General features: G+C 57.2%; 1 protein-coding gene. It reads right to left on the reverse strand.

Annotation, left to right across the window (positions count from 1 at the left end; genetic code table 11):
• Positions 1-30: 30 nt before the first annotated feature.
• Positions 31-1,060, reverse strand: a 1,030-nt coding sequence (locus tag PROAA_RS08850; protein WP_245664221.1) for an IS630 family transposase, incomplete at its 5' end; no start/stop codon positions are given.

The raw sequence follows: 1,060 nt of genomic DNA on the forward strand, positions 1-1,060 counted from the left end.
TATTGATCCGGCCAGCTGAAGTATGAAGTTTCAGGCGGCATATTTGACACGGGGGTCGTGGAAGAAACTCTTGATCCGCTCGGGTGATTGTTCGAGTTTTGTCATGTGTTCCGATGCGGCGAGTTTCAACTTGGCTTTGGTGCGTACTGGCACCTTCGTGCCGATGGCATGCTTGAGGTCGGCATTCAGACGCTCCTCCGGATTCAGTTCCGGGCTATAGCTTGGCAGGTAGAAGAGCTCGATCTTGTCTTGGCGCTCTGCCGCCCAAGCTTTCACCGGCTTGCTGTGATGTACCCGCAGGTTGTCGAGAATCAGAAATACCTTCTTGCCGGCATCCTTGATCAGGGCTTCGAGGAACTCGATGAGCTTGTCTGAGTTGAACGCTTCGTCAATGATCATCCAGCGTGTCTTGCCCTGATTCGTTACCGTGGCAATCATCGATAGCTTCTGCCGGGTGCCGCCCACGGTGTAAGTGACTGGGGTCTTGCCGGCCGGCGCGTAGCAGCGACCGCGCACATCGGTATTGACCAAGGCGGTTTCGTCACCCCAGTGAATCTCGCCACCTTCCGCTTTGGCACGCTTCTCGATCTCGGGATATTGCTCATTGAGCCAGGCTTGTACGGCTTCCGGGCGTTGCTCGTAGGCTTTCTTGATCGGCTTCTGTGGGGTGAAGCCCCAGCGTGACAGATAGTTGCCCACACCTCGCACCGAGAGCTTGATGCCGTATTCGCGTTCGATCAACTGCATGACCGCCGCCCTGTTCCACAGCGCAAATTCCATCTTCAACTGCTCGGGCCGCTTGTCGCAGATCGTCCGCCGGATGACATCTTCCTGCTCTGCCGTCAGCGTTCGACCCTCACCAGATTCGCGCCCGCGTGGCGTCGGCTTCAAGGCCGCGTAGCCACCTTCTTCATGCAAATCGATGGCCAGTCGCACCGCCGGGTAACTCAACCCCGTCATGCCAACGATGGCCATCACCCCGTGTCCCTTCCGATGCAGTCGTACAACTTGCTTGCGCCTCTCGTGCAACTGCTCCAGCTTTTGATATCGAGCGTCTTCT

The sequence above is a fragment of the Candidatus Propionivibrio aalborgensis genome (assembly GCF_900089945.1).
Lineage (GTDB): Bacteria > Pseudomonadota > Gammaproteobacteria > Burkholderiales > Rhodocyclaceae > Propionivibrio > Propionivibrio aalborgensis.